This window comes from Tissierella creatinophila DSM 6911 (genome assembly GCF_001940565.1).
Classification (GTDB): domain Bacteria; phylum Bacillota; class Clostridia; order Tissierellales; family Tissierellaceae; genus Tissierella_A; species Tissierella_A creatinophila.
In genome coordinates this window covers 1-528 of record NZ_LTDM01000063.1, presented here as the reverse complement: position 1 = coordinate 528, position 528 = coordinate 1, and the positions used below count along the sequence as shown (strand labels likewise).

Annotated in this window: 1 tRNA gene and 1 rRNA gene; both read right to left on the bottom strand. The window is 43.8% G+C overall.

Going from position 1 to position 528, the window contains the following annotated elements:
• Positions 1-151: 151 nt before the first annotated feature.
• Positions 152-227, bottom strand: a tRNA-Ala gene (locus TICRE_RS11220).
• Positions 228-414: 187 nt separating this feature from the next.
• A 16S ribosomal RNA gene (locus TICRE_RS11215) occupies positions 415-528 on the bottom strand; the annotation flags it as partial.

Sequence of the window (528 nt, the reverse complement as noted above, 5' to 3'; positions counted from 1 at the left end):
ATATCGGTGCTTATCCCGTCCTTCATCGGCTCTTGGTGCCAAGGCATTCGCCCTATGCTCTTAATAACTTGACCTAATTTTTAATTAAATATCTATCTATTGTTCTTTGTAGTTTTCAATGTTCATATGAAATAGCACAAAGTGCTATTTGTGGTGGAGATGAGGAGAGTCGAACTCCTGACCCCCTGCTTGCAAGGCAGGTGCTCTCCCAACTGAGCTACACCCCCATTGGTGTTTAATGCGGGGTCTTGCGTGCCCTACCGGATAATTGCCAAAGCTTGCTTTGTTGCAATTTTGCGGATTGGGTGCACCCCCACGGTAAAAATAACAATTAACTTTTATCGATAACCTGCTAGTTATCAGCTAATTGTTAAATATATAAAAAGATAGTGTGAGTACTTATGAACTCCTTAGAAAGGAGGTGATCCAGCCGCACCTTCCGATACGGCTACCTTGTTACGACTTCACCCTAGTCATCGACCCTACCTTCGACAGCTGCCTCCTATAAATAGGTTAGCTCACTGGCTT